Source organism: Nocardia mangyaensis (genome assembly GCF_001886715.1).
Taxonomy (GTDB): domain Bacteria; phylum Actinomycetota; class Actinomycetes; order Mycobacteriales; family Mycobacteriaceae; genus Nocardia; species Nocardia mangyaensis.
This window is the reverse complement of record NZ_CP018082.1, coordinates 4,218,200-4,244,396: the sequence shown is the minus strand read 5'-3', so window position 1 is coordinate 4,244,396 and position 26,197 is coordinate 4,218,200. Positions and strand designations below refer to the sequence as shown.

General features: G+C 68.7%; 25 protein-coding genes. 14 read left to right on the top strand and 11 right to left on the bottom strand.

From position 1 onward, the window contains the following. A complete protein-coding gene (gene tkt / locus BOX37_RS19235) occupies positions 1-2,142 on the bottom strand; it encodes a transketolase (RefSeq protein ID WP_071928873.1) in 2,142 nt (713 codons plus the stop codon). Positions 2,143-2,467: 325 nt separating this feature from the next. Between tkt and BOX37_RS19230 the strand changes: the two genes are divergently transcribed. Then, entirely contained in the window at positions 2,468-3,460 is a 993-nt protein-coding gene (locus tag BOX37_RS19230) for a heme o synthase (protein ID WP_071928872.1), read from the top strand. A 66-nt stretch (positions 3,461-3,526) separates the two neighbouring features. Here the strand turns inward: BOX37_RS19230 and BOX37_RS19225 are convergent, their stop codons facing one another. Then, the gene (locus BOX37_RS19225) at positions 3,527-4,492 is read right to left on the bottom strand and encodes a quinone oxidoreductase family protein (RefSeq protein ID WP_071928871.1); all 966 of its coding nucleotides are present in this window, start codon (positions 4,490-4,492) and stop codon (positions 3,527-3,529) included. Positions 4,493-4,568: 76 nt separating this feature from the next. Here BOX37_RS19225 and BOX37_RS19220 point away from each other — a divergent pair, with 76 nt between their 5' ends. Next, positions 4,569-4,934, top strand: coding sequence for a hypothetical protein (locus BOX37_RS19220; protein WP_071931660.1), 366 nt, complete (start codon positions 4,569-4,571; stop codon positions 4,932-4,934). A gap of 181 nt (positions 4,935-5,115) precedes the next feature. Here the strand turns inward: BOX37_RS19220 and BOX37_RS19215 are convergent, their stop codons facing one another. The 5 genes from BOX37_RS19215 to BOX37_RS19195 all read right to left on the bottom strand — a co-directional run bounded on the left by BOX37_RS19215 (position 5,116) and on the right by BOX37_RS19195 (position 10,628). Beyond that, positions 5,116-6,090: a COX15/CtaA family protein gene (locus BOX37_RS19215; RefSeq protein WP_071928870.1), complete on the bottom strand. Its 975-nt coding sequence runs from the start codon at positions 6,088-6,090 to the stop codon at positions 5,116-5,118. 66 nt (positions 6,091-6,156) lie between these two features. Next, positions 6,157-6,939 (bottom strand): ABC transporter permease, encoded by a 783-nt coding sequence (locus tag BOX37_RS19210; protein ID WP_071928869.1) that lies wholly within the window; start codon positions 6,937-6,939, stop codon positions 6,157-6,159. Next, positions 6,936-7,868: an ABC transporter ATP-binding protein gene (locus BOX37_RS19205; protein ID WP_071928868.1), complete on the bottom strand. Its 933-nt coding sequence runs from the start codon at positions 7,866-7,868 to the stop codon at positions 6,936-6,938. Before BOX37_RS19205 ends, BOX37_RS19210 begins: the two co-directional genes overlap by 4 nt. 73 nt (positions 7,869-7,941) lie before the next feature. Continuing rightward, entirely contained in the window at positions 7,942-9,660 is a 1,719-nt protein-coding gene (mptB, locus tag BOX37_RS19200) for a polyprenol phosphomannose-dependent alpha 1,6 mannosyltransferase MptB (RefSeq protein WP_071928867.1), read from the bottom strand. Positions 9,661-9,671: 11 nt separating this feature from the next. Further along, complete coding sequence (locus tag BOX37_RS19195) at positions 9,672-10,628, bottom strand: rhomboid family intramembrane serine protease (protein WP_071928866.1); 957 nt, start codon at positions 10,626-10,628, stop codon at positions 9,672-9,674. Positions 10,629-11,036: 408 nt separating this feature from the next. On the opposite strand from BOX37_RS19195, the gene BOX37_RS19190 reads away from it, so the two are divergent. From BOX37_RS19190 to BOX37_RS19155, 8 genes are all read left to right on the top strand, one after another. Continuing rightward, positions 11,037-11,831, top strand: coding sequence for a helix-turn-helix transcriptional regulator (locus BOX37_RS19190; RefSeq protein ID WP_420811540.1), 795 nt, complete (start codon positions 11,037-11,039; stop codon positions 11,829-11,831). Beyond that, positions 11,828-13,264, top strand: a complete 1,437-nt coding sequence (gene sufB, locus BOX37_RS19185) for a Fe-S cluster assembly protein SufB (RefSeq protein WP_071928864.1) — start codon at positions 11,828-11,830, stop codon at positions 13,262-13,264. The genes BOX37_RS19190 and sufB overlap by 4 nt, the downstream gene beginning before the upstream one ends. Next, positions 13,264-14,442 (top strand): Fe-S cluster assembly protein SufD, encoded by a 1,179-nt coding sequence (sufD, locus tag BOX37_RS19180; protein ID WP_071928863.1) that lies wholly within the window; start codon positions 13,264-13,266, stop codon positions 14,440-14,442. The genes sufB and sufD overlap by 1 nt, the downstream gene beginning before the upstream one ends. Before the next feature lie 30 nt (positions 14,443-14,472). Further along, the gene (gene sufC / locus BOX37_RS19175) at positions 14,473-15,240 is read left to right on the top strand and encodes a Fe-S cluster assembly ATPase SufC (RefSeq protein ID WP_071928862.1); all 768 of its coding nucleotides are present in this window, start codon (positions 14,473-14,475) and stop codon (positions 15,238-15,240) included. 4 nt (positions 15,241-15,244) lie between these two features. Next, complete coding sequence (locus tag BOX37_RS19170; RefSeq protein WP_084759845.1) at positions 15,245-16,546, top strand: cysteine desulfurase; 1,302 nt, start codon at positions 15,245-15,247, stop codon at positions 16,544-16,546. A gap of 26 nt (positions 16,547-16,572) precedes the next feature. Then, on the top strand, positions 16,573-17,049 hold the full coding sequence (gene sufU / locus BOX37_RS19165; RefSeq protein WP_071928861.1) for a Fe-S cluster assembly sulfur transfer protein SufU: 477 nt from the start codon (positions 16,573-16,575) through the stop codon (positions 17,047-17,049). Next, positions 17,049-17,447 (top strand): metal-sulfur cluster assembly factor, encoded by a 399-nt coding sequence (locus tag BOX37_RS19160; protein WP_071931658.1) that lies wholly within the window; start codon positions 17,049-17,051, stop codon positions 17,445-17,447. Before sufU ends, BOX37_RS19160 begins: the two co-directional genes overlap by 1 nt. Before the next feature lie 254 nt (positions 17,448-17,701). After that, a complete protein-coding gene (locus BOX37_RS19155) occupies positions 17,702-18,130 on the top strand; it encodes a DUF4189 domain-containing protein (protein ID WP_071928860.1) in 429 nt (142 codons plus the stop codon). 54 nt (positions 18,131-18,184) lie between these two features. On the opposite strand, the gene BOX37_RS19150 is transcribed toward BOX37_RS19155, so the two are convergent. Further along, entirely contained in the window at positions 18,185-18,838 is a 654-nt protein-coding gene (locus tag BOX37_RS19150) for a TetR/AcrR family transcriptional regulator (protein WP_071928859.1), read from the bottom strand. Between the two features lie 158 nt (positions 18,839-18,996). Here BOX37_RS19150 and BOX37_RS19145 point away from each other — a divergent pair, with 158 nt between their 5' ends. Continuing rightward, positions 18,997-20,331, top strand: coding sequence for a PucR family transcriptional regulator (locus tag BOX37_RS19145; protein ID WP_084759843.1), 1,335 nt, complete (start codon positions 18,997-18,999; stop codon positions 20,329-20,331). Positions 20,332-20,362: 31 nt separating this feature from the next. Continuing rightward, positions 20,363-21,424: an alpha/beta hydrolase gene (locus BOX37_RS19140; protein WP_156910462.1), complete on the top strand. Its 1,062-nt coding sequence runs from the start codon at positions 20,363-20,365 to the stop codon at positions 21,422-21,424. A gap of 3 nt (positions 21,425-21,427) precedes the next feature. Here the strand turns inward: BOX37_RS19140 and BOX37_RS19135 are convergent, their stop codons facing one another. Next, positions 21,428-23,053 carry an ArnT family glycosyltransferase gene (locus tag BOX37_RS19135; RefSeq protein ID WP_167659963.1) on the bottom strand — a complete coding sequence of 542 codons (1,626 nt, stop codon included), beginning with the start codon at positions 23,051-23,053 and terminating at the stop codon, positions 21,428-21,430. A gap of 107 nt (positions 23,054-23,160) precedes the next feature. Between BOX37_RS19135 and BOX37_RS19130 the strand changes: the two genes are divergently transcribed. Continuing rightward, positions 23,161-23,724: an NADAR family protein gene (locus BOX37_RS19130; protein WP_071931655.1), complete on the top strand. Its 564-nt coding sequence runs from the start codon at positions 23,161-23,163 to the stop codon at positions 23,722-23,724. A gap of 27 nt (positions 23,725-23,751) precedes the next feature. Here BOX37_RS19130 and BOX37_RS19125 read toward each other — a convergent pair whose 3' ends face one another. Next, positions 23,752-24,675 carry a cation diffusion facilitator family transporter gene (locus BOX37_RS19125; RefSeq protein WP_071928858.1) on the bottom strand — a complete coding sequence of 308 codons (924 nt, stop codon included), beginning with the start codon at positions 24,673-24,675 and terminating at the stop codon, positions 23,752-23,754. 420 nt (positions 24,676-25,095) lie between these two features. On the opposite strand from BOX37_RS19125, the gene BOX37_RS19120 reads away from it, so the two are divergent. Then, positions 25,096-25,593 carry a DUF4189 domain-containing protein gene (locus BOX37_RS19120; protein ID WP_071928857.1) on the top strand — a complete coding sequence of 166 codons (498 nt, stop codon included), beginning with the start codon at positions 25,096-25,098 and terminating at the stop codon, positions 25,591-25,593. 48 nt (positions 25,594-25,641) lie between these two features. On the opposite strand, the gene BOX37_RS19115 is transcribed toward BOX37_RS19120, so the two are convergent. Next, a complete protein-coding gene (locus BOX37_RS19115; protein ID WP_071928856.1) occupies positions 25,642-26,184 on the bottom strand; it encodes a GNAT family N-acetyltransferase in 543 nt (180 codons plus the stop codon). Between the last annotated feature and the right edge of the window lie 13 nt (positions 26,185-26,197).

Sequence of the window (26,197 nt, the reverse complement as noted above, 5' to 3'; positions counted from 1 at the left end):
TTACCCCTTCACCTTGTCGAGCGAACGCTGCGCGGCGGCGACCACGGCATCGGCGGTGATACCGAACTCGCTGTAGAGCTTCTTGAAGTTCGCGGACGCGCCGAAGTGCTCGATCGACACGATCTCACCGGCGTCACCGACGAACCGGTACCACGGCATCGCGATACCGGCTTCGACGACCACGCGGGCGCGGACCGCGGGCGGGAACACCTCGTCGCGGTAGGACTGCTCCTGCGCGTCGAACCACTCCACACACGGCATCGAGACCACGCGGGTCGGGATGCCCTGTTCCTCCAGGGTAGTGCGCGCGGCGACGGCCAGCTGCAGCTCCGAACCGGTGCCGACCAGGATGACCTGCGGTGTCCCGGTGGAGGCCTCGGCCAACACGTAGCCACCCTTCTTGACACCCTCGTAGCTGGTGCCCTCGAGCGTCGGCACATCCTGGCGAGTCAGCGCCAGCGCGGACGGGCCGTCCTGGTGCGGTGCCTCGTAGGTCGGGAAGTGCGAGGTGTGCTCGTCGGAGTCGCGCTCGAGGATGGTGCGCCAGGCGTAGGTGGTCTCGTTGGCGTCGCCGGGGCGGACCACGTTGAGGCCGGGGATCGCGCGCAGCGCGGCCAGGTGCTCGATCGGCTGGTGGGTCGGGCCGTCTTCGCCCAGACCGATGGAGTCGTGGGTCCAGACGTAGATGGCGGGCACCCGCATCAGCGCGGCCAGGCGCACGGCCGGGCGCATGTAGTCGGAGAACACCAGGAAGGTGCCGCCGTACGGGCGGGTCGGTCCGTGCAGCGCGATGCCGTTGAGGATCGAGCCCATCGCGTGCTCACGGATGCCGAAGTGCAGGGTGCGGCCGTAGGGCTGCGCCTTCCAGGCACCGGTGGAGATCGACTCCGGGCCGAAGCTCGGCTGGTTCGGCATCGTGGTGTTGTTGGACTCGGCCAGGTCGGCCGAACCGCCCCACAGCTCGGGCAGCACGTCGGCGACCGAGGCGAGGAACTTGCCGGAGGCCTTGCGGGTGGCCATGCCCTTCGGGTCGGGCTCGAAGCTCGGCAGCTCCTCGGTCCAGCCGGCGGGCAGCGAGCGGGTCTGCAGCCGATCGAACAGCGCCTTGTTCGACGGGTGCGCGGCGGCCCAGGCGTCGAAGCCCTGCTGCCACTGGGCCTTGGCCTCGGTGCCGCGGACCTGCGCCTTGCGGGTGTGCTCGATGACGGCCGGGTCGACGTCGAAGGACTTCTCCGGGTCGAAGTCCAGCGCCTTCTTGACCGCGGCGACCTCGTCGGGGCCCAGCGCCGCGCCGTGCGCGCCGCCGGTGTTCATCTTGTTCGGGGCCGGGAAGCCGATGATGGTGCGCAGGATGATGATCGACGGCTTGTCGGTCACCGCCTTGGCGGCCTCGAGTGCGGCCTCGATCGCGACGACGTCCTCACCACCCTCGACGACCTGCACGTGCCAGCCGTAGGCCTCGTAGCGCGCGGCGACGTCCTCGGTGAAGGCGATGTCGGTGTCGTCCTCGATGGAGATCTCGTTGTCGTCGTAGATCACCACGAGATTGCCCAGCTGCTGGGTGCCCGCGATCGAGGACGCCTCGGCGGTGACGCCCTCCTGCAGGTCACCATCGGAGGCGATGGTGTAGATGAAGTGGTCGAACGGGCTGGTGCCCGCGGGGGCATCCGGATCGAACAGGCCGCGCTCACGCCGCGCCGCCATCGCCATGCCGACCGCGGAGGCCAGGCCCTGGCCCAGCGGGCCGGTGGTGATCTCGACACCGTCGGTGTGGCGGAACTCGGGATGACCCGGGGTCAGCGAATCCCACTGGCGCAGCTGCTCGAGATCCGCGAGCTCCAGGCCGAAACCGGCCAGATAGAGCTGGATGTAGAGGGTGAGGCTGGAATGTCCGCAGGACAGCACGAAGCGATCGCGCCCGACCCAGCTCGGCTGGGTCGGATCGTGGCGCATGGTGCGTTGGAAGAGGGTGTAGGCGACCGGCGCGAGGCTCATCGCGGTACCCGGGTGACCGTTGCCCGCCTTCTGCACCGCGTCCGCGGCGAGTACACGGGCCGTGTCGACGGCCTTGGTGTCCAGGTCCGTCCAGTCGCTGGGGTAGTTCCGCTGAGTGAGGGCGCGAATGTCGTCTGTGACTGACACGACCGTGGTTCTCCTGACCTAGGTTTCGTCGACGGCGATACATGGCAGCGGCGATGGTGTCGTTCGGATCGCACGCGGCCGGGGGGGTGCGTACCGATGTACAGGAATACCCTAGAGGTGCCGCTACACCGGATTGGCGCGAACCCTGGCACTGAGTCTAATTCGGCTGGTGCCCGCGTGGGGCACAGTGACCGGCCCCACCGTGGCAGGGGCCTGGCGTGGAGCGGGACCGGCGTGGGTCTACCATCCTCTGTAGTAGTGGCCGCGCCGCAGCCGCGCGCTGCTCGTTCCAATGCCGGATGCGAAGCGCGTACGAGGAGAAACAGTGCGGATCGGTCACCAGCCGGGTAGTAGCGGTGCGCACGGATCGTCGTCGACAGCGCTCGCCGACCGCCTCGCCGGAGACGGGCTCACCGCCCGCATCGTGCGCAAGCCCCTGGCCTACATCGCGCTCACCAAGCCGCGCGTCATCGAGCTGCTGCTCGTCGCCACCATCCCCACGATGCTCTTGGCCGATCGCGGCAATGTCGACATCCGGCTCATCCTGGTCACCCTGTTCGGTGGCTGGATGGGCGCGGCCAGCGCCAACACCCTCAACTGTGTCGCCGACGCCGACATCGACAAGGTGATGAAGCGGACCGCCCGGCGCCCACTGGCCCGTGACGCGGTGCCCACCCGCAACGCCTTCATCTTCGGCGTCGCGCTCGGCGCGCTGTCCTTCGCCTGGCTGTGGTGGCAGGCCAACCTGCTCAGCGGCCTGCTCGTCGTCGCGACGATCCTGTTCTACGTCTTCGTCTACACCAAGGGCCTCAAGCGCCGGACCTCGCAGAACGTGGTCTGGGGCGGTGCGGCGGGCTGCATGCCCGCCCTGGTCGGCTGGTCGGCGGTCACGGGGACCATCGGCTGGCCCGCGATCGTGCTGTTCGCGGTGATCTTCTTCTGGACGCCGCCGCACACCTGGGCGCTGGCCATGCGCTACAAGGAGGACTACCGCGCGGCCGGTGTGCCGATGCTGCCGGTGGTGGCGACCGAACAGGTGGTGACCAAGCAGATCGTCATCTACACCTGGCTCACCGTGCTCGCCACGCTGGCACTGGTGCCCGCGACCGGGGTCATCTACGCCGCTGTCGCGCTGGTCGCCGGTGCGTGGTTCCTGCTGATGGCTCATCAGCTCTACGCCGGGGTGCGCCGGGGTGAGTCGGTGAAGCCGCTGCGGTTGTTCCTGCAGTCGAACAACTACCTGGCCGTGGTGTTCTGCGGGTTGGCGATCGACTCGGTGCTCGGATGGACGACCCTCGGAAGCCTCGTCGGGCTCTGAGACGGCTGGACGAAGTGGCGGCCGGGCATTCCTGCCCGGCCGCCGTCGTTCCGGACGGGCGGGAAATCAGGGCAGCAGGACGATCGAACCGGTGGTCTTGCGGCCTGCCAGGTCGGTGTGGGCCTGGGCGGCGTCGGCGAGGGGATAGGTGGCGCCGATCCGGAAGTTCAGGGCTCCTGTGGCGATTCCGTTGAAGACATCGGTTGCGCGCCACAGGAATTCGGCGCGGTCGCGGGTATAGGCGCCCAGCGACGGGCGGGTGAGCCAGAGCGAGCCCGCGGGGTTGAGGCGCTGCGGGTCGAACGGTGGTACCGGGCCGCTGGCCGCGCCGAACAGGACCAGGGTGCCGCGTACCCGCAGGGAAGCCAGGCCGGCTTCGAAGGTGCTCGCGCCGACACCGTCGTAGACCGCGGCGACGCCGACGCCGTCGGTGAGGTCGCGGACCCGGGCGGCCAGGTCGTCGCCATAGCGCAGGACCTCGGACGCGCCCGCCTCGCGAGACAGCTGCTCCTTGGCGTCGGTGGAGACGGTGGTGATCACCCGCGCGCCCTTGGCCACGGCCATTTGGGTGAGCAGCAGCCCGACTCCGCCCGCACCGGCGTGGATGAGCACCGGGTCGCCGGACTCGGGACGGAACACCGATTCGATCAGGTAGTGCGCTGTCATGCCCTGCAGCAGCGCGGCCGCCGCGACGGTGGGCTCGACCCCGTCGGGCACCTTCACCGCCGCCGTCTCGTCGACGGCCACCTTGTCCGCGTAGCTGCCCGGCGCGGCCGCCCAGGCCACCCGGTCGCCCACCACGAACTCGGTGACCTCGGCGCCGACCGCCGCGACGACGCCGGTCCCCTCGGAGCCGGGGATGTAGGGCGTCTGCTGCGGGTACTGGCCGGTGCGGAAGTAGATGTCGATGTAATTGACGCCCACACCCTGGGTCTCGACCAGCAGCTGACCGGGCCCGATCCGCGGTGGCGCCACCTCGACCCAGCGCAGGACCTCGGGACCACCGTGCTCGGAAACCTGAATCGCGTGCATGAGTGTCCTTTGTACACCCCGTGTTCGACCTCACTCGGGGGTGGACGCGCAACTACCGGCCGGTAAACTCTCGCCCATGAGTACTACCGACGCCCCCGCGGCCGTGAAGGTGCCCGCCGCGGTCGAGAAGTCCGTCGTGAAGTTCGTCGCCGAGCACGGTGGTTCGGGCACGGCGGTGCTGCAGTACCTCGGCAAGCAGGGCGTGCGGATCACCCTGGTCGGTGCCGACGGCATCCTCGGTGACCGCGTGGTGGCCGATCTGGCGACGGCGAAGGCGCTCGTCGAGCGCGTCGACGGGCTCACCGAGACCGACGAGTGGGACCGTGAACTCGGCTCGATCGTCACCCCGACTGCGAAGCACTGGGGCCGGATGGCGGGCTGGGTCGCCCACCAGACCCGCTTCCCGAAGGCCCGCAACTGGAAGCTGTTCGCCGGGGCCTGAGCCTTCGACGACACGACAGCCGATACGACGCGACAGCCCGCGATCACCGACGATCGCGGGCTGTCGCTGTTCGTGGGGTGTTCAGCAGCCGCCGATCGCGGCGGCGTCGCCAGATCATCGACGTCGGCGGTGGCGTGGAATCGAGTGGGCCAGGATCCGCGCACGTCGCCGTCGACGGAAGTCAGTGTGTGGCAGGCTGCGGAATCGCGACGGATGTCTCGACCGTCTCTCGGGTGCGCAGCGACGCCCACAGGGCCGCCGTCGCCGCGGTGCAGGCCGCCGCGCCGCCGACGTGGATCGCGACCAGCGCCGCGGGTACATCGGTGAAGTACTGGACGATCCCGACCAGTGCTTGTGCGACGACGATGCCCAGCAGCACGAACATGCGGGTGCGGATCGCCGCGGTCATCCCGACGGCATAGAGCCCGAAGGTCAGGCCGACGAGCAGCGCCAGATAGCCGATGAGCAATTGCGAGTGCAGGTGAACCAGGGTGACGATCTCGACCTGCAGTCGCTCGACCGGTCGTTCGATGCTCTTGTCCCCGGCGTGGGGCCCGGCAGCGGTGACGAGGGTGCCCGCGATCAGCACGCCCGCGAGCGCCACGCCACTGAGCGCGGTGAGCCAGCGCAGCGGAGCGGGCACCTGCACGGTGTCGATGCCGTCGTCGGGTTCGCCGATCTTGGCGTAGAGCACCACCGCGAGCCACACCATCACCATCGAGACCAGCAAGTGCACGGCCACCGTCCACCACAGCAGTCCGGTGAGCACGGTGAAACCGCCGATGATGGCCTGCAGGACCGTGCCGCCGGGCATCAGCCAGGCGTAGACGAGCACTTCCTTGCGGCGTCGCGCGCGCACGACGGCCAGCACGATCAGCGCGGCGCACAGCGTCACCACGAAGGTGAGCAGGCGGTTGCCGAATTCCACGGTCTGGTGCAGGACCGGCACCTCGGACACCCCGATCGGGGTGAAGCTGCCGGGGAAGCACTGCGGCCAGGTCGGGCAGCCGAGGCCGGAGGCGGTGACGCGCACGATGGCGCCGGTCACCGAGATTCCGGCCTGGCTGAGGATCACCGCGACGGCGATGAACCGCTGCACCCGCAGCGAGGGGAGCGGTAGCCGGTCGACGAGTCCCAGGAAGGCGCGATACAGCACGTCACGATGGTACTGGCCGGGAAGTTCCGCCCGGAACCAGGGCTACTACATGGCGTCGTTGACTACTCAGTGAAACCGGAAGAACCGGGTCGCGAGCCAGCCGCACACCAGACCCCACCCCGCGAGCACCGCCACCCCGAACCCGTCGATCGAGCCCGAAAGGGCCAGCTCGAGGGTGTAGGCCAGCGCGCCGGAGGGGACGAGCCGGGCGAGGACCGTGAGCGCGGTGGGCAGCGTGTCGCCGACGAGAACCAGGCTCGCGATGCCGAGCATGACGAACCAGGCGATATTGGCCACGGCCAGCACGACCTCGGCCTTGAGCGTGCCGCCGAGCAGCAGGCCCATCGCCGCGAAGGTCGCGGTGCCGAGCGCGATCGCCAGCGCGCCCAGCGCCAGCCCGCCGAAACCGGGCCGCCAGCCCAGCGCCGCGCCGATCACGCCGAGTAGCACCGCCTGCAGCACGACGACGATGAGCACCGCCGCGCACTTGCCCGCGATCACGCCCCAGCGCGGCAGCGGGGTCGCGCCGAGACGCTTGAGCGCGCCGTAGCGGCGATCGAAGCCGACGGCGATGGCCTGGCCGGTGAACGCGGTCGACATCACCGCGGTCATCATCACCATCGGCACGATCTTGTCGACCCGGTGGTCGCCGAGGTCGCCGAAGGGCAGCAGGGTCAGGCCGATCAGCAGCGTGATCGGGATGAACATGGTGAGCAGCAGCTGTTCGCCGTTGCGCAGCAACAGTTTCAGCTCCAGCCCGGTCTGCGCCGTGAGCATCGCCGCGCGCGAGGCGGGGCGCGGGTCGGCGGTGAAGATGCCGGGCTGGAATCGGCTGGAGGTCTCGGTCATCCGCGCAGATCCCGTCCGGTCAGTTCGAGGAACACGTCTTCGAGGCGGCGCTGATCGATGCGGATGTCGGTGGCCAGCACGTCCATCCTGGCGCACCAGGCGGTGACCGTGGCCAGCACCTGCGGAGTGATCTCACCTTCGACAAGATAGGTGCCCGGCGCTGTCTCGCGCGGGCAGAAGCCTTCCGGCAGTGCCGATTTCAGCAGGGTGATGTCGAGTTTCGGGGGGGCGCAGAACCGCAACTGGCCCGCGGCGCCGTGCGCGGTGACCTCGGCGGGAGTGCCCTGGGCGACGACCTGACCGTGATCGATGATCACCAGCTGGTCGGCGAGCTGTTCAGCCTCGTCCATCATGTGCGTGGTGAGCACGACGCTCACCCCGTCGCGGCGCAGGGCGTCGACGAGTTCCCACACGATCAACCTCGCCTGGGCGTCCAGACCGGCGGTCGGCTCGTCGAGGAACACGATCTCCGGTCGGCCGACCAGCGCGCAGGCCAGGGCCAGCCGCTGCTGTTGACCGCCGGACAAACGGCGGTAGGGGGTGCGGCGATGGTCGCGCAGGCCCAGGGTCGACAGGAGCCAGTCCGGGTCGAGCGGATTGGCGGAGTAAGCCGCGACCAGGTCGAGCATCTCGCCCGCGCGGGCACCGGGGTAGGCGCCGCCGCCCTGCAGCATCACGCCGATGCGCGGGCGCAGCTGTTCGGAGTCGGCGATCGGGTCGAGCCCGAGGACGCGGACGCTGCCCGTGTCGGGGCGCACGAAGCCCTCGCACATCTCGACGGTGGTGGTCTTGCCCGCGCCGTTGGGGCCGAGCAGCGCGAACACCTGGGCCGGTTCGACCTCGAACTTCAGCCCGTCGACCGCGGTGGTCTCGCCGTAGCGTTTGACCACACCGTCGACGCAGACCGCGGGTCCCTCGCGTTCTGTCACGACGGCGCCTCGCCTGCGCTCGGCTCCGTCGCGCCACAGGGTGCTGTGCCCATGGCTCGCTCGCTACGCTCCCTCACGACGTCACACGGTAAGCCGTGCCCTCCTGTGACGGAGCCGACACCCCCGCCTGGGCCCGCCAGGGCAGGGTGTGGCGGGTGAGCGCGAAGAACAGCGCGAAGCAGACCGCGGCGGCCAGTGCGGCGCCGATGATCTGGAATACCTGGAACTCCGCGCCGCGTGGCATCACCAGCAGCGAGACCACCGCCGAGAACGCGACGGCGGGTACGCGGAACACCGGTTGAGTGGCCCAGGCGGCCAGGGGGACGATGGCCCACAGCAGGTACCAGGGCTGAACCACCGGGAACAGCAGGACGACCGCGCCGAGCGCGACACCGAGGGCGCCGACCGGGTGCAGCCTGCCGGTGCCGGTGGCGACCAGCATGCGGACGACCACGTAGGCCGCGACGACCGCCGCGATGGGCCGGGTGATCGAGAGCAGGGCGGTCGTGTGGTCGCCCAGGCCGAGCAGGACACCACCGAATCCGGTGATGATCCCGATCACGGTCGGTAGCGACATCCAGCTGCGCACCGCGCTGGCGGTGTTGAGGGTGAAGATCCAGCCGAAGCCGAGTCCGCTGGCGTAACTCACGAACAGTGTTGTCGCCCCGGCGATCACCGCCAGCAGTGCGGCCGCCTTGAAGACCGCCTTGAGGGTTCCGCCCCACCGCCAGGCCAGCGCCATACCGACGAAGCCGAGTGCGATGATCGAGGTGAACTTGACCGACGACGACAGGGTGATCACCACCGCGCCGCCGATCAACAGGGCATAGGCGCGGGCGTCGAACGGTGGCCGGTCCCGCATGCTCAGCAGGTCGGGTTTGCCGCCGTTGCCGTAGATCGCCCGCAGCGTCAGCTCGACGCCCGCCAGCATCAGCCCGAGCATGAGCGCGTCGTTGTGCACGCCGCCGACCAGGTGGAACAGCACCAGCGGATTGGCCGCGCCGAGCCACAGCGCGCTCACCGGCGCGACGCCGCAGCGCACCGACAGCCGCGGCAGTGCCCACACGATCAAGGCCACGCCGGCCAGGGCGAGCAGTCGATGCACCCACACCCCGGCGATGATGTTGTCGCCGGTCAACTCGGCGATGCCGCGGCCGATCCACAGGAACAGTGGACCGTACGGCGCGGGGGTGTCGCGCCAGATCGTCGGAACGTTGTTGGTGAGGACGTTGTCGATGCCGAGGCCGGCGACCGGGCCCTCCTCATAGGGATCGATTCCGCGTGCGGCGATCTCGCTCTGCGCGAGGTAGGAGTAGACATCGTTGCTGAACATCGGCGGGGCGACCGAGAGCGGAACGATCCACAACAGCAGCGTCCGGTCCAGTTGCGAGCGGCTCAGCCGATGCAGCGGCGATCCGGCCAGTCCGCCGATCGCGAACCGGCCGAGCAGCAACCACGCGCCGATCACCAGAACGGTGCCGAACATGCACATGGCCAGCGAGCCGGTGTGCGCTCGCGCGAAGATGCCGAGTACCCGCACCCCTGAAACCGGATTCTGGTGCACCGGTTGCGCGCCGATGCCCAGTGCCGCGATCGCCATGAGGACCGCGCCGGTCGCGCCCATCAGCCGGATGCGATCCAGTTGGGCCCGCTCGCGCTTGTCGAGTCCGGGGACCTCGCTCTCGTCGCGATGCAGCACCGCGACGGTGTGATCGGGTGCGGGCACGTCGAGCCCGAGAGCTCGCCGCCCGAACGCCAATGTCTTGCGCGTCGCGCCCTCCAGTACCGCCACGAAGAGGGAGCCTAGTGTGTCGCGACCTCGGCGACCGTGGCCGGAGCGCCGATCAGGATGACCGGCGGCTGGGAACGCAGATACACGGTCGCCGCGACGATCACAGCCAGGCAGGCCACCGCGACCGCGCCGAGCGTCGCCCAGCCGATGCGCTGGGCCGCCTCCGGCGTACGGGCCGACAGCCAGCCGGGCGCGAACAGGATGCCGAGGGCGCCGAGCGTGCCCGCGGCCAGGCCACCGAGGTGGCCCCACAGGGAGATGCCGGGTAGCGAGAAGCTGATCAGCACGTTGATGCCGATGATGACGAGCATCGGCGTCGGACTCTGCCGCAATCGGATCAGGGTCACCGTGACCGCGCCGAACAGGCCGTAGACCGCACCGGAGGCACCGGCGGTCGCGGTGATCGAACCGGAGAGCGCCATCACCGCGGCCGAGCCGCCGAGCAGTGAGATCAGGTACACGCACGCATAGCGGGTCCGGCCGAGTACTCGCTCGAGATCACGCCCGACGATGTAGAGCGCGAACATGTTGACCAGCAGATGGATCGCGCCGTAGTGCAGGAATCCCGACCCGATCAGCCGCAGGAACTCTCCGTCGGCCACGAGCCGCGGCACCAGGACGAACTCCCGGAACAGCGCCGACCCGCGATAGTTGTCCATCGCGCTACCCGCCTGCGCGGCCGTGATCACGTACACGAGCACATTGACCGCGATCAACCCGTACGTCACAGACGGCACGGCCTCCGCATCGGCCCGAGCCCCGCCCACGGTTCGCACCGGCCGCACATCGCGCTGCCCCTGCCGCACACAATCCACGCAGTGCTGCCCCACCGCCGCCGGCCGCAGACATTCCGGACAAGCGGGCCTGCCGCACCGCGTGCAGGCGAGTCCGGTGGCGCGATCAGGATGGCGGACACACGTCGGTGTGGGCGGGTTCGACACCCTCCCATCGTGCCACGCCCACCCCATCCCCACCGCCGAGCGCCACTTCACACCTGGACACTCGATCACCACGCCCTGGTGGCGGCATCGCCCGAGATCACGCCACCAGGGCGTGGTGAGCAATGGTCCAGATCAGGTCAGCGCGGAAAGTTGTCGAGGAGGGTGTTCATGACCCGGCGGGAGGCGGGATGCCGCCGGCCAGGACGGCGGGGAGGAGGGTGCCGTCGTCGGGATCGGGCGGATTCGGCGGGCGGTGCGGGTGTGCGTTGAGTCACCCCGGTGCCGGTCCGGGGTGCGGGTTCGTGGGCTGCACCTGGGGTTTTGGTGAGGCGCGGGACAGTGGGACGATCTTTGCCGCAGGTCAGGGCACCCTTTGTCAGGTGACCCTTATTAGATTTGAGGAAGTAATTCCGCCACACTGGTGTTGTGAAAACCGTGGGTTTGCGGACAGACGTGGAAGGGACCGGTCGTAAGACGACCGGTGCTCGGTCGTCCGCTGTGCCCGTCGCGACCGCGCACGAGGGGCAGACCAGGGCGGCGATCGTCCAGCTGCTGCTCGAGCAGGGGCCGATCACCGCGACGGCGATCGGTACCGCGCTCGGGCTCGCGCCCGCCGGGGTGCGCAGGCATCTCGACGCGCTCATCGACGCCGGTCAGGCCAGGGCCGGTCGGTCCGCGCCGTGGCAGCAGAAGGGGCGCGGCAGGCCGGCCAAGCAGTATCAGCTGACCGCGGCGGGACGTGGCCATCTCGGCCATGCCTACGACGATCTGGCCGGCGCGGCGATCCGCCAGCTCGGCGAGATCGGCGGTGACGAGGCGATCACGGAGTTCGCGCGTAAGCGAGCGAATGCGATCGTCGCCGGAATCGCCCCGGTCGCCGAGCACACCGCGCCGCTGATCGAGGCCAAGGCCGAAGAGATCGCGGGCGCGTTCACCGATGCCGGCTTCGCCGCGACCACCCGACAGGTCGGCGCCGGCGTGCAGATCTGTCAGCACCACTGCCCGGTCGCTCATGTGGCCGAGGAGTTCCCGCAGTTGTGCGACGCCGAACTGGACGCTTTCCGGGACCTGCTCGGTACCCACGTCCAGCGACTTGCGACCATCGCCAACGGCGATTGCGCCTGTACCACCCACGTACCGCTCGTCGCACTGCCGAAGACAGCTTCCACCCCATCCGCCGCACAGCCCGCGGCGGGACGAACGAACGACTCCGGAAGGAGTGCCGAATGACGACGACTACCGACCAGGTACAGCCTTTGACCCAGGACGAGACCATCGCCTCGCTGGGCAACTACGGCTACGGCTGGTCCGATTCGGATGTGGCCGGTGCCAGTGCGCAACGCGGTCTGTCGGAGGCTGTCGTCCGCGACATCTCGGAGAAGAAGAGCGAGCAGGACTGGATGCTCGACATCCGCCTCAAGGCGCTGCGCATCTTCGACCGCAAGCCCATGCCCAACTGGGGTTCGAACCTCGACGGCATCGACTTCGACAACATCAAGTACTTCGTGCGCTCCTCGGAGAAGCAGGCCGAGAGCTGGGAAGACCTGCCCGAGGACATCAAGAACACCTACGACAAGCTCGGCATCCCCGAGGCGGAGAAGCAGCGCCTGGTCTCCGGTGTCGCGGCGCAGTACGAGTCCGAGGTCGTCTACCACTCCATCCGTGAGGATCTGGAGAAGCAGGGCGTCATCTTCCTCGACACCGACACGGCGTTGAAGGAGCACCCGGAGATCTTCAAGGAGTACTTCGGCTCGGTGATTCCCGCGGGCGACAACAAGTTCTCCGCGCTCAACACTGCTGTGTGGTCGGGTGGCTCGTTCATCTACGTGCCGCCGGGCGTGCACGTCGACATCCCGCTGCAGGCCTACTTCCGGATCAACACCGAGAACATGGGCCAGTTCGAGCGGACGCTGATCATCGTCGACGAGGACGCCTACGTCCATTACGTCGAGGGTTGTACAGCCCCCATCTACAAGTCCGACTCGCTGCACTCCGCGGTCGTGGAGATCATCGTGAAGAAGGGCGGCCGCTGCCGCTACACGACCATCCAGAACTGGTCGAACAACGTCTACAACCTGGTCACCAAGCGGGCCAAGGCCGAGGCGGGCGCGACCATGGAATGGGTCGACGGCAACATCGGCTCCAAGGTCACCATGAAGTACCCGGCGGTCTGGATGACCGGCGAGCACGCGCACGGTGAGGTCCTGTCGGTGGCGTTCGCCGGCGTCGGCCAGCACCAGGACACCGGTGCCAAGATGCTGCACCTGGCCCCGCACACCTCCTCGACCATCGTGTCGAAGTCGGTGGCGCGTGGTGGCGGGCGCGCGTCCTACCGCGGCCTGGTTCAGATCAACAAGGGCGCGCACGGCTCGAAGTCGACGGTGAAGTGTGACGCGCTGCTGGTCGACACGATCAGCCGTTCCGACACCTACCCCTACGTCGACATCCGCGAGGACGACGTGACGATGGGCCACGAGGCGACCGTCTCCAAGGTCTCCGAGGATCAGCTGTTCTACCTGATGAGCCGCGGTCTGACCGAGGACGAGGCGATGGCGATGGTGGTGCGCGGCTTCGTCGAGCCGATCGCCAAGGAATTGCCGATGGAGTACGCGCTGGAACTCAACCGGCTCATCGAGCTGCAGATGGAAGGGGCCGTGGGCTGATGTCGACGCTCGAGACGCCGATTCAGAACCCGGGCGCCGTCGCCGCGGTCAACAAGGGCGAGGTCTTCACCTCGTTCGACGTCGATCAGTTCGAGATCCCGTCGGGCCGTGACGAGGCGTGGCGGTTCACCCCGCTGCGCCGCCTGCGCGGTCTGCACGACGGCACCGCCGTGCGTGACGGTGCCGCCACCGTCGAGGTGAGCGAGGTCGCCGGAGTCACCGTGGAAACGGTGGACCGCGCCGATGCTCGCCTCGGTCAGGCCGGTACTCCCGCCGATCGTGTTGCCGCGCAGGCCTATTCGGGCTTCGAGTCGGCGACCGTGATCACCGTGGGGCCGGAGACCGAGGTGTCGGACCCGGTCACGGTGACGATCACCGGTCCGGGCGAGGGCAAGACCGCCTACGGTCACCTGCAGATCCGGCTGGACAACTTCGCCGTCGCCACCGTGGTCATCGACCAGCGTGGCAGCGGAATCTACGCCGAGAACGTCGAATTCGTGCTCGGGGACAGCGCCAAGCTGACCGTCGTCGCGGTCCAGGAATGGGCCGAGGACGCCGTGCACGCCACCGCGCACCACATCAAGCTGGGCCGCGACGCGAACCTGCGTCACGTGTCGGCGACTCTGGGTGGCGATCTGGTCCGCCTCACCGGCACCGTGCGTTACGCCGGTCCCGGCGGCGAGGCCGAGCTGTTCGGCCTGTACTTCGCCGATGCCGGTCAGCACTTCGAGCAGCGCCTGCTGATCGATCACGCCGAGCCCAACTGCAAGTCCAATGTGCTGTACAAGGGTGCGCTGCAGGGTGACCCGTCCTCGCCGAAGGGCGATGCCCGCACGGTGTGGGTCGGCGACGTGCTGATCCGCGCCGCCGCCGAGGGCACCGACACCTACGAGGCGAACCGCAACCTGGTGCTCACCGACGGCGCGCGCGCCGACTCGGTGCCGAACCTGGAGATCGAGACCGGCGAGATCGCCGGTGCCGGACACGCCAGTGCCACCGGCCGCTTCGACGACGAGCAGCTGTTCTACCTGCGCGCTCGCGGCATTCCCGAGGACGTCGCCCGCCGCCTGGTCGTGCGTGGCTTCTTCTTCGAGATCATCCAGAAGATCGCGGTCCCCGAGGTCCGGGAGCGGCTCGAGGCGGCCATCGAGGCCGAACTCGCCACTGTCGGCATCTGACACCTACTTCACACAAAGGATTCGAATTCGATGACCACCTTGGAAATCAAGGACCTGCACGCCGAGATCACCACGCCCGAGGGTGAGGCCAAGCAGATCCTCAACGGCGTGAACCTGACCGTGCGCTCGGGCGAGACGCACGCCATCATGGGCCCCAACGGCTCGGGCAAGTCCACGCTGTCCTATGTAATCGCGGGTCACCCGAAGTACACCGTCACCCAGGGCACCATCACCCTCGACGGCGAGGACGTCCTCGAGATGTCGGTCGACGAGCGCGCTCGCGCGGGCCTGTTCCTGGCCATGCAGTACCCGGTCGAGGTGCCCGGTGTCTCGATGTCGAACTTCCTGCGTACCGCGGCAACGGCCGTGCGCGGCGAGGCCCCCAAGCTGCGCACCTGGGTCAAGGAGGTGAAGGAGTCGATGTCCGAGCTCGACATCGACTCGGCCTTCGCCGACCGCAGCGTGAACGAGGGCTTCTCCGGTGGCGAGAAGAAGCGTCACGAGGTGCTGCAGCTGGGTCTGCTCAAGCCCAAGATCGCGATCCTGGACGAGACCGACTCCGGCCTCGACGTCGACGCGCTGCGCATCGTCTCCGACGGCGTCAACCGCTACAAGGAGCGCGAGGACGGCGGCGTGCTGCTGATCACGCACTACACCCGCATCCTGCGCTACATCAAGCCCGACTTCGTGCACGTGTTCATCAACGGCAAGATCGTCGCCGAGGGTGGTTCCGAGCTGGCCGAGGAGCTCGACGCGAACGGCTACGTGCGCTTCACGCCCGCGACCGCCGGAGCCTGATCGCATGACTGCCGTGTCCGTGTCGGGCTCCGCCCTCGATGTCGCCCGGATCCGGGCCGACTTCCCGATCCTGAACCGCACGGTTCGGGACGGGAAGCCGTTGGTGTACCTGGATTCCGGTGCGACGTCGCAGCGTCCGCTGCAGGTGCTCGACGCCGAGCGGGAGTTCCTGCTCACCCGCAACTCGGCGGTGCATCGTGGTGCGCACCAGCTGGCCGAGGAGGCGACCGACTCCTACGAGGACGCCCGCGTCGCCATCGCGGGCTTCGTCGGCGCCGACGCCGGGGAGATCGTGTTCACCAAGAACGCGACCGAGTCGCTGAACCTGGTGGCCAACGCCTTCGGTGACGACCGGTTCCCCTACAAGGTGGGCCCGGGCGACGAGATCGTGATCACCGAGCTCGAACACCACGCGAATCTCGTTCCGTGGCAGGAACTCGCGCGTCGTACCGGTGCCACGCTCAAGTGGTACGGGATCACGGGGGAGGGGACGGCGGGATCGGGCGGAGCTGGTCGGATCGACCTGGATTCGCTCGAACTGTCTTCTGCGACAAAGGTTCTCGCGTTCACGCATCAGTCCAACGTCACCGGCGCGGTGGCTCCGCTGGTCGAATTGGTCCGCCGGGCACGGGAAGTCGGCGCGCTGGTCGTGCTCGACGCCTGCCAGTCGGTGCCGCACATGGCGGTGAACTTCCGTGAGCTCGGCGTGGACTTCGCCGCGTTCTCCGGGCACAAGATGCTGGGCCCGATGGGTGTCGGCGGACTCTACGGGCGGCGCGCGCTGCTCGAACAGACCCCGCCGTTCATCACCGGCGGCTCGATGATCGAGACCGTCACGATGGAACAGACCACCTACGCGCCGCCGCCACAGCGCTTCGAGGCGGGCACACCGATGACCTCGCAGGTCGTCGGGCTGGCCGCCGCGGTGCGCTATCTCGAGGACCTCGGCATGGACGCGATCGCCGCCCACGAGCACGCGCTGACCGGCGCCGCGCTCGATGGGCTCGGCGCGATCGAGGGCGTGCGGATCATCGGCCCGACCGAGAACGTGGACCGCGGTGGCGCGGTGTCGTTCGTGGTCGACGGGATCCACGCCCACGACGTGGGCCAGATCCTCGACGACCAGGGCGTCGCCATCCGAGTGGGCCACCACTGCGCCTGGCCGCTGCACCGCAAGTTCGGGGTCGCCGCGACCGCCCGGGCCTCGTTCGCCGTGTACAACACCCTCGACGAGGTCGACGCGCTGGTGACCGCCGTGCGGAAGGCCCAGAGCTTCTTCGGCGTGAGCGCAGCGAGGGCCGAATGATCAGACACAGCGGAGTTGCCTAGAACATGCGCATGGAGCAGATGTACCAGGAAGTGATCCTGGACCACTACAAGCACCCGCACCACCGCGGGTTGCGGGAACCGTTCGGTGCCCAGGTGCACCACGTGAACCCCACCTGCGGTGACGAGGTGACCCTGCGCGTCCACATCGACGACGCGGGCGAGGTCGCCGACGTGTCCTACGACGGTCAGGGCTGCTCGATCAGCCAGGCCGCCACCTCGATCCTCACCGATCAGGTGATCGGGCTGCCGGTGCAGCAGGCGCTGAAGGTGGTCGACTCCTACAGCGAGATGATCTCCAGCCGTGGCACCATCGAAGGTGACGAGGACATGATCGGCGACGGCATCGCGCTCGCCGGTGTCGCCAAGTACCCGGCGCGCGTGAAATGCGCGCTGCTGGGCTGGATGGCGTTCAAGGACGCCGTCGTGCAGATCGCCTCGGCCGAGGACGCCAAACCCGCCATGGGAAATGGAGAAGCGTGATGAGTGAGACCCAGGCTCCCGAATCCACTGAAGCCACCGAAACCGCCGCGCCCGCTCCCGAAGTGGAGCTCACGGCCGAACAGATCAAACACCTCGAGGACCTCGAAGAGGCCATGCGCGATGTCGTCGACCCCGAACTGGGCATCAATGTCGTGGACCTCGGCCTGGTCTACGGCATGTCCGTGAACGAGGAGAACGTCTGCCGCCTCGACATGACGCTCACCTCGGCGGCCTGTCCGCTGACCGACGTCATCGAGGACCAGTCCCGCAACGCCCTGGTGCGCAGCGGTCTGGTCGAGGATCTCGAGATCAACTGGGTCTGGATGCCCCCGTGGGGTCCGGACAAGATCACCGACGACGGCCGCGAACAGCTGCGTGCCCTCGGCTTCACCGTCTAGGATCACCACACCTGCAGGCCCGGATTCCGCTGGATCCGGGTCTGCGGTGTTTTTCGTGGTGGATCGGATCGAGCACGCGGCGGTGGGTGGGCTGTCCGCGATCGGGCCGGCACTGCTGGCGTATCCCGTCGGTCCGTGGTGATGCGCCCGCGAAGGCCGTGTGATTCCGTCTGCCCGTTTTGGCCGGATCGAACGCATCGGCCATGATCGTGGGGGCTGCGGAATCGTAGCCGCTTTCAGAGGAGATCGTTCGAATGAGTGTCAAAACCAAGGTCGGCTTCGCCGCCGCGGCAGTGGGTCTCGCGGCCGCGTCGGTGTTCGGTGCCGGTTCGGCGAACGCGGCGAGCCTGCACGCGGCGATCGCGTTCAGCGACGAGGCGTGGATCTACGACTACAGCGTGAACGAGCCGAGCGCGCGTGCCGCCGAGGACGTCGCACTGGCCAACTGCGACGAGGCCGACTGCCACATCTGGGCCGCCTGGTCCGACGGCTGCGGCGTCATCGTCGGCGCCGAGGACGGCTCGGTCGGGGTCGGCACCGGCGCGACCAGGGCCGAGGCCGAGAACGAGGCGTACCACAGCCTCGCGGAGGTGAGCCCGACGGCGTTGCTGGCGACAACCGGTTCGGCGAATCTGGTCGGCACCGAGGTCATCGACGTGATCTGCACCGCGAACGCGGGCTGACGCGGAACCTGGCGCACGGGCCCGGATCCAGATGGATCCGGGCCCGTGCCGTGTTCACCGGAGCTGGTCGGCGGCAGGTTGATTCGCGCTCTCCTGAGTCACCGTGGTGATCCAGGAGCCGATCATGTCGGCGGTCTTGGCGATGACCACATCCCGATCGAGTCCTTGCTCCTCCATCTCCACCGAGCGCAACGCGGTGGCGAACCCGGTGTTGAGGAAGATGAAGGCCATGGTGTCGATGTCGACCCCGTTGGTGGGTCCGAGGATCTGGATCAGGTAGAGCTTGATGATCATGCGCAGGCGTGGCTCGAACTCGGGGATGCCGCTGCCGTAGAACTGCAGGTCGGCCACCAGTGCGCGCACCAGCGGTCCGTTCGAGACGAGGACCTCGACCGCGATGTGGATGACCTCGGCGACCGCATCGCGCGGTGTCTTGTCCACCGCCGCCGTGAGCAGCTTGGCGTAACGCTCCTCCACCTGCAGGAACAGGCTGTCGGTGAGCTCCTTGACGATCTCGTCGCGATCGGTGAAATACCGGTATAGGGTGCCGATGCTCATGCCCGCTTCGGCGGCGATGCGGTTGGTCGAGGTGTTGCTGATGCCGCGGGTTCCGAAAAGCTGAGCGGATACCGTCAGAATGCGTGTCCTGGTCTCCCTTGCTCGATCCTGCTTCGGGCGTTTGCGCTGCTTATCGGCTTGCGGTGGCATCTGTGGACCTCGTCGGAAAGAGGAGTAGAAGGTGAGTACTCACTCACCCTAGAGTCATGATCACGAAGAAACCGGAGTGTAGGCCATCACAGCGGCCTGCCGCTCCGGAAGCGGAACCACCGCCGGGTCGCCGGCCGGTGTAGAAGGAGGAGTCGACGATGACGATCCCACTGGGCACTGCGACGATGTGGCAGCCCCTGCGTGATGTCCGAACGCTGACCGGCCGACTCGTCGGCCACTTCGTGGACAACGTGGCGACCTGCCGCACCCTGCCCGGCGACGCGATCTCCGGGGAGGTCACCACGGTGACCAGGATGTGCCTGGAAATCGTCGGCGGGATGCTGGACGGCCGCGACGAGCAGGCGAAGCTGAACCGGCTCGCGAGGGCCGCCGCGGCCTGGGCGCGCGAGGGGGTGCCGATCGACGCCATCCTGCAGGCCTTCCACGAGGGCTTCCGGCTGGGATTCGACACGGTGTACGACGAGGTCGCCGACGAGGATCGCGCCAGCCTGCTGCACGGCTTCCGCCGGGTCATGGAGATCTCGGACCTGTTGTGCACCACGGTGACCCGCGCCTACGTCCGGGAGCACCGCGAGATCGCGGGCGAACACCACACGGCCGTGCACACCCTGGTCTCGGCGCTGCTGGCCGGGCAGCCGACCATCACCATGGCGCGCGAGTGCGGCATCACCGTCGCCGACACGTATTCGGTGCTGGCCCTGTCGATCCGAGACCATCCCGACGAGCACGATCCGCGTCTCAACGCCTCGGTGGTCGCCCGGCGCAAGTTGCGCAGGGTCCAGGCGGCGCTGGCGCACCACTGCGGTGAACAGGCTCTGTCGCTGCTCTCGGTCGACGGCGGCACCCTGCTGATCCCCGCTGAACTGCTGGCGGCCGCGGAACTCGACGCCCTGATCGAGTCGCTGGCGCGGGCGGCGCGGGTGGACCTGATGGCAGCGCTCGTGCCCGCGACTACCGCCGAGATCCCCGATGCGGCTCAACGCGCCCACGAACTGCTCGACATGGTGGAGCGGCTCGATTGCGCGCCCGGGCTGTACCGCTTCGGCGACCTGGCCCTCGAGTACCAGTTGACCCGGCCGGGTCCGGGCCGGGCGCGCCTCGGTGAGCTGCTCGCACCGCTGGACAACCACCCCGAGCTGTACGAGACGCTGCGGGTGCACATCGCCAACAACATGAACCGCCAGCGCACCGCTCGGCTGCTGCACATCCACACCAATACCGTCGACTACCGGTTGCGCCGGGTCGCCCAGCTCACCGGGCTCGATCCGACGCAGGCCTCGGGGCTGTGGCAGTTGCGCTCATCGATGATCGCGCGCAGTTTCCACAGCGGGCCCACGGTCGAACCGTCGACCGGTGCGCTGGCCACCGCTGGGCGGGCCAGTGTTGTGGGCGATCCCAGTGCCGTCCGGCGGACTCGGTCGGATGCCCAGACCTGCCTCGGTCCCGACCTCGGTGGCGCCCGCTCGGCCTAGGTTCGTCCCCACCGGCGACGACGGAGGCGTGATGTGGGGTTCGATGGTGCGGCGGCTGGCGCTCGCGACGGCGCTGGCCGCCGCGGGTGTCCCGGTGGTCGTGACGGCGCAGGCGGCACCGGAGACGGTGGCCGCCCGGGCCCTGGCGGCGGCCGTGCCCGCACCGGACGGGTCGCGAGCGGTCGCCGCGGCGGCCAACGGCCCGGGCCGGGTGATCGACCTGACCGTGTACTCGGCGGCGATGGACCGCCCGATCACCGTCGCGGTGCTGCCCGCCGCCGATCCCGAGGCCCCGGCGGGGTCGCTGTATCTGATCAACGGCGTGGACGGCGGCACCGACACCGCCGACTGGCGGGAGGGCAGCAACTGGCTCACCAAGACCGATGCCATCGACTTCTTCGGTGGCGCGCAGGCGACGATCGTCATGCCGATCGGCGGTGCGGGCACCTTCTACACCGACTGGCAGGCCGATGATCCGGTGACCGGGCGGCATCGCTGGCGGAGCTTCCTGACCCAGGAGCTGCCGCCGATCATCGATTCGGCGTTCCACGGCACCGGTCGCGATGCGGTGGCCGGGCTGTCGATGGCGAGTTCGGCGGTGTTCCGGATGGCGCAGGAGGCGCCGCACCGATTTCGGATGGTCGGCTCGTTCAGCGGCTGTGTGCGTACCAGCGATCCGGCTGGGCAGGCGATGGTGGCCTCGATTGTCACTGCGCGCCAAGGTAATCCGATCAACATGTGGGGGCCGCCGGGGCATCCGGCGTGGGCGGCCAACGATCCGTACCTCCAGGCCGAGAAACTGCGCGGGGTGCAGGTCTATGTGAGTACCGGCAACGGTGTACCCGGACCGCTGGACACGTTGAGCGGCCCCGGCATCGCGCACAATCCGGTGAAGCTGGCCGATCAGCTGTTGATCGGCGGCGTACTCGACGGGATCACCGTGGTGTGCACGCGGATGCTGCGTGATCGGTTGGCGGAGTTGGACATTTCGGCGACCTTCGACTTCCGTGCGGCGGGGACTCATTCGTGGGGGTACTGGGAGCGTGACATGCACGCGTTCTGGGAGCGGGCGCGGGCGCTGCTGACGCCGTAGCTGTCAGGTGGTGCCGTCGACCAGCGGCAGGGTGCGCAGACCCGGCCACGCGGTCGACCACGGTTGGCGCGTCGTCGCGCACCGCCAGATGGTGATGTTGCGGTTGACGCCGGGATAGCCGAGGCGATCGTCGACGCGGTGTACGGGGGTGCAGTGGGTGAGCACCTCGGACATGGTCTGGTGGGGGACCGTCAGTCCGACGTAGAGGATCGCCGTCGTGTCGTCGTCCGGCGCGCCGAAGTACCCGTACCCGCGGTGGGGGCTGAATACCGGGGGCAGGGCGCGATCGCGGCCAAGGGTCGCCAATGCGGCTGCCTGCCAGTAGTTCTCGGTGACGATCGCGAGGCGGGTTCGTTCCGCGGCGGGGATCTGGTGGGTCGCGGTGGTGACGCCGTCGATCAGCGCCGACCAGCCCGTCGGGCCGAACAGTTTGCTGCGCGTGTCGATCTGGTCGTAGCGATCGGTGGGTGTCTGGAGTCGATGGCCCGGCAGCGGCAGGACGAGCACGAATGCCGCGGCCAGCAGCGCCGAGCAGGCGGTGAGTACGGCGCCGCCACGAACGAGGACTGGCCGCCACGGCCGATCGACGACGAACACCGCACCGGCGGCGAACAATCCGGGCAGTGCGCCGACCACGAAGTACGGTCGCAGACCGCCCACGACGACCGCGCCGAGTCCCACCACGACGATCGGGATCAAGAATCTGTACGGCCGCAGCCGCTGGGCTCGCAGTCCGGCCCAGATCCCGACCAGCGCGAGCGCGCCGACCGGGCCTGTCACCATCACCACCTGCCAGGGCATCGCGACCAGGCCACCGCTGGTGGCGAGTTGCTCGGCCCGCACCACCGCGCCCATCGCCACCTGCGGCCAACCGTTGCGCTGCTGCCACACCAGCGTCGGCACCGCCGTGACGACCAGCACCGCCGAACCGAACCACCAACCGCGCGAACGCAACAGCGCTCGCGGACCGAACATCGCGATCCCGACGGCCAGCCCGGCCCACACCATCGGCGCGAGCCACTTCACCTGGAAATCCACCGCGGCCACCAGCCCGGCGAGGACCAGCAGCCAGTCGGCACGGGTGCGCACCCAACGGATGAACAACCAGCTGATCCCGGCCGTCAATGCCGCGTCCAGCGCGTAGGTCGAGGCCATCGCGGCCTGCATGACCGCCGCGGGAGTACACGCGTAGCAGATCGCCGCGATCGTCTGGGCCCGCGCTCCGCCACCGAATTCCCTGGCGATAGCGGCAGCGAGCAGAATCGATGCCACCGTGGCCAGCAGCGCGGGCAGCCGCAGCAGTTCCCGCGACCCCGGCGCGAGCACATCGGCCACCGCCGCCAGCAACGGCACCACCGGCCCCTGGTCGGCGTACCCGAGCGCCAGTTGACGTCCCGCGGCGATGAAATACAGCTCGTCGCCGCCGAACTCATACCGTCCGAGGCGGCTCAGGAACAGTCCACCCGCCACCACGGCGACCACACCGACCGGCCGCCAAGCGAACCGAGCGGGGGTTTCGACAGCGATGGTCTCGACGGCCTCCGGCACAACGGCACCTCCGCCCGGAAGCCTAATTTCGACCCCGTTGAACACGCCCTCCTTGACGCTGTCGGATCTCCGAATTGCCACGAAGGCTCCTGTGACCCATGCCAGTGCATCGGCCCCCACCCGAATATCGTTCGCGTGCGCTCCCATCGATCACATATGGTGACCTAGACCAAAACGACGGAGTGGTGATGACAGTCGAATCCGTGGAGGGGCTCCGCCGGGCGATCGCCGAAGGGCTTGCCCCGAAGTATCTTCCGTTCTGGGGGCATGCCCCGCGTCGCGACGGCTCGATCGGATCGAGCTGCCTGAGTCAGTGGTGGCCCGCGACATTCGTGGTCGGCGGCGTCACGTTCGCCAGTGCCGAGCACTACATGATGTGGCGCAAGGCGATCCTGTTCGACGATGCGGCGACGGCGGCTCGGATTCTCGAGGCCGGACATCCGAGTCAGGCCAAGAATCTCGGCCGGAGGATTCGGGACTTCGACGAAACCGTCTGGGTGCGAAACCGGTTCGAGATCGTGGTGGCGGGCAGTGTGGCCAAGTTCGGTCAGGACGCGGCGCTGCGGGCCTATCTGCTCGGCACCGGGACGCGGGTGCTCGTGGAAGCCAGTCCGATGGATCGGATCTGGGGGATCGGGCTGGCGGCCGAGGACGCGCGTACGGCCGATCCCGCGCGTTGGCGTGGGCTGAACCTGCTCGGGTTCGCCCTGATGCGCGCGAGGACCGAGCTGGCTGTCGGCGGGGAGGGGTAGGCGGCAAAGCTGGTGGCGCGGCGTCCTTCACCAGGTTCGGTCGCGGCAGTGTTCGGTGTCTTCTTCGGCTTCGATCTGCAGGGTGGCGTGGTCGAGGTGGTAGGTCTCGGTCAGCAGGTGCTGGGCGGTGCGCAGGACCGCGTCGGGGTCGGTGCCGGGGCCGGTCACCAGGTGGACCGTGGCGACCTCCATACCCGGGGTCAGGGTCCACACGTGCAGGTCGTGCACCTGGCGGACGCCGTCGAGGTCGCGCAGGGCTTGCTCGAGCTGGGCGAGGTCGAGCTCGGCGGGGGCGTGCTGGAACAGGATGCGCAGGGCCTGGCGGCCGAGGTGGTACGCGCGTGGCAGCACGAACAGGCCGATCGCGACGCCGATGGCGGGGTCGGCGTAGCGCCAACCGAAGATCAGCGTGATCAGGCCGCTGGCCAGCACCCCGAGCGAGCCGAGCATGTCGGCCATGACTTCCAGGTACGCGCCACGAACATTGAGGCTCTCCTTGGCGCCTTCGCGCAGGAGCAGCATGCTGATCACGTTCATCGCCAAGCCGACGAGCGCCACCAGCGCCACGGGCAGGCCCGGCACCTCTGGCGGGTCCGACAGGCGCCCGAACGCCTCGTAGAGGACCCAGCCCGCGACCGCGAACAGCAGGATCGCGTTGAACAGCGCGGCGAAGACCTCGGCGCGGTACATCCCGAACGAGCGGGACCCGCCGCGGGTGGCATGGCGGGCGATCAGGATCGCCAGCAGTGCCATGGTCACACCGAACACGTCGGTGAACACGTGCGCGGAGTCCGACAGCAGGGCCAGCGAGGAGGTCGAGAAACCGACCGTCACCTGGGCGACGAAGGTGACCAGGCCCAGCGCGATCACCACCGCGAGGCGGGTGGTGTATCTGTTCGACGCGCTGCCCTGAACCGGGTTGCTCGTGCCATGACTGTGTCCTGCGCCCACTGGCGAAACTCCTTTGCCGCTGCGGTGTCACCGTCGCGGTCCCGACGGCTTCTTGAATCGTAACATGCGCATGTGCGCATGTGTAGAAGGAGTTGCTCGCGTCCAGTGCCCTCGTCGCCGCGAAGGTGATCCGCGAAAGCCGCACCGGCGACTGTGTCCGGCGAGCTGCCCCGAGCGTTTCGGCGAAAGGGGAATGTGTCGGTGGGGGTTGTTAGTCTGGGGCGGACGAACGGTTCGGGAGGAAACGTTCGTCGCGACAACCGGATTCGTTGTCGCCGACCCGGTGTCGGCGCCCGCGCGAAGTTCGGTGGAACCGTCGCCGAAGCCATGCGGAGTATCTATTTCCGATCGGCCTCGCACCGGTTCATGCTGGAACCGGCTTCGACCACGAAGCCGCTTTTTCGATGGGGAGATTCACTGATGTCTGTTGTGGGCAAATATGCCCTGGGTGTGGCCGCGCTGTCCGCGGTGGCCGCGTTCACGGTCGTGACCGCCGGTCCGGCGGCCGCGGCCGAGAGTGGTGTGGCGATCGCCGAGGCGCCCGGCTACACCGCGGTCTCACGCGATGGTGGCTTCGCCGCCGCCGGTGACCTCTACGGCGCGCTGGCGTTGTCGTCGAAGCAGGCCGTGGTCGCCTCGGCGGTCAACTACGGCAGCTGGGGAGCCGCTCGTGCCGCGGCGCTGGCCGAGTGCGGCGTCTGGGACTGCCAGATCGTCGTCGAGTTCCGCAATGCCTGCGGCGCGGTGGCCCAGGGCGCGGACTACCGCTTCGGCTGGGCTTGGGATCACACCCTGCACGCTGCCGAGCGCTCGGCAGTGGATGTGCTCGGCATCAGCGCACCGCCGTTCCCGGACCCGGGCTCGGCCTCGCCACGTGCGGCGAGCGTCATCCTGGCCGCCTGCACGGCGAACGTCTGATCCGCAGAACCGAACCAGCGGGCGCGGAAGTCCCGCGTCGGCACCGGTTCAGCGGCGCGGAGGGTCGACCGACAGCCGGCCACGCCGGACCAGGTCGCGTTTGGTGATCGGGGGCAGAGTCGGCTCGGCCGCGTCGGTGGGCTCGTCGGGATTGGCCCGCACCAGCAGGGTGACCGTGGCGGCGGGGACGAAACCGCTGCTCGTCATCAGGGAGGCCGAGGCGCTGTTGCGGTCTTCGACATCGGTGACGATGTGGCGGGCGCCGCGGGCGAACAGCGCTTCGGAGCACACGTTCACCAGCCGCCGGGCGATGCCGTGCCCCTGCATGTCGGGCGCGACCGCGATCCACTCGAGATACCCCCAGTCGTCGCGGTGCTCGAATTCCATCGACCCGAGGACGAAGCCGACGACCCGGTCGGAGTCCAGCGCCACCCAGCAGGCGTTGTCGGCGCTGTCGAGATGTTCGGCGACCGCGGTCAGCGACCAGGACGTGTACGGCTTGGTGGTGGTGTCGAACACCTGGTGGCCGAGGTCGAGGACTTGGCGCAGATGTCCCAAACCCATCGGTACGACAGCGATCGCGGGGTCCATGGGGCCAGTGTGC

What these genes read in the sequence shown, in the direction of transcription:
- BOX37_RS19225 (WP_071928871.1), bottom strand. Translation starts at nt 4,492, where the DNA reads ATGCACGCGATTCAGGTTTCCGAGCACGGTGGTCCCGAGGTCCTGCGC.
- BOX37_RS19220 (WP_071931660.1), top strand. Translation starts at nt 4,569, where the DNA reads ATGAGTACTACCGACGCCCCCGCGGCCGTGAAGGTGCCCGCCGCGGTC.
- BOX37_RS19210 (WP_071928869.1), bottom strand. Translation starts at nt 6,939, where the DNA reads ATGACCGAGACCTCCAGCCGATTCCAGCCCGGCATCTTCACCGCCGAC.
- BOX37_RS19195 (WP_071928866.1), bottom strand. Translation starts at nt 10,628, where the DNA reads ATGGGGTGGGCGTGGCACGATGGGAGGGTGTCGAACCCGCCCACACCG.
- sufB (WP_071928864.1), top strand. Translation starts at nt 11,828, where the DNA reads ATGACGACGACTACCGACCAGGTACAGCCTTTGACCCAGGACGAGACC.
- sufD (WP_071928863.1), top strand. Translation starts at nt 13,264, where the DNA reads ATGTCGACGCTCGAGACGCCGATTCAGAACCCGGGCGCCGTCGCCGCG.
- sufC (WP_071928862.1), top strand. Translation starts at nt 14,473, where the DNA reads ATGACCACCTTGGAAATCAAGGACCTGCACGCCGAGATCACCACGCCC.
- BOX37_RS19170 (WP_084759845.1), top strand. Translation starts at nt 15,245, where the DNA reads ATGACTGCCGTGTCCGTGTCGGGCTCCGCCCTCGATGTCGCCCGGATC.
- sufU (WP_071928861.1), top strand. Translation starts at nt 16,573, where the DNA reads ATGCGCATGGAGCAGATGTACCAGGAAGTGATCCTGGACCACTACAAG.
- BOX37_RS19160 (WP_071931658.1), top strand. Translation starts at nt 17,049, where the DNA reads ATGAGTGAGACCCAGGCTCCCGAATCCACTGAAGCCACCGAAACCGCC.
- BOX37_RS19155 (WP_071928860.1), top strand. Translation starts at nt 17,702, where the DNA reads ATGAGTGTCAAAACCAAGGTCGGCTTCGCCGCCGCGGCAGTGGGTCTC.
- BOX37_RS19150 (WP_071928859.1), bottom strand. Translation starts at nt 18,838, where the DNA reads ATGCCACCGCAAGCCGATAAGCAGCGCAAACGCCCGAAGCAGGATCGA.
- BOX37_RS19145 (WP_084759843.1), top strand. Translation starts at nt 18,997, where the DNA reads ATGACGATCCCACTGGGCACTGCGACGATGTGGCAGCCCCTGCGTGAT.
- BOX37_RS19140 (WP_156910462.1), top strand. Translation starts at nt 20,363, where the DNA reads ATGTGGGGTTCGATGGTGCGGCGGCTGGCGCTCGCGACGGCGCTGGCC.
- BOX37_RS19130 (WP_071931655.1), top strand. Translation starts at nt 23,161, where the DNA reads ATGACAGTCGAATCCGTGGAGGGGCTCCGCCGGGCGATCGCCGAAGGG.
- BOX37_RS19120 (WP_071928857.1), top strand. Translation starts at nt 25,096, where the DNA reads ATGTCTGTTGTGGGCAAATATGCCCTGGGTGTGGCCGCGCTGTCCGCG.
- BOX37_RS19115 (WP_071928856.1), bottom strand. Translation starts at nt 26,184, where the DNA reads ATGGACCCCGCGATCGCTGTCGTACCGATGGGTTTGGGACATCTGCGC.